Source organism: Gilvimarinus sp. 1_MG-2023, assembly GCF_030548285.1.
On the sequence record NZ_JAUOSC010001921.1, the window covers coordinates 1 to 229 of the forward strand.

Sequence of the window (229 nt, forward strand, 5' to 3'; positions counted from 1 at the left end):
GTACTTTTTACAAAGACTTCCGCATCACCGACCGCCAGGCGTTAACCGCGGTCAAAGCCGCGGTTGGTTACGTCAAGGCAGACATTGAATCCCGCATGTCCGTCGGCTTGCCCAATTCCCCCATGCACGGTGCCCGCATGCGAGTAGTCAGCGGCAATTTTGTCACCGCCCGCCCAATGGGCGTGATTGATGGCATTGATTTCCAGCACACCGGCGAAGTACGCCGGAT

1 pseudogene is annotated in these 229 nt (G+C 57.6%); it reads left to right on the forward strand.

The annotated features are described in order from the left end of the window. Positions 1-229 (forward strand): annotated as a pseudogene (locus Q4563_RS23375) (amino-acid N-acetyltransferase); the annotation flags it as partial.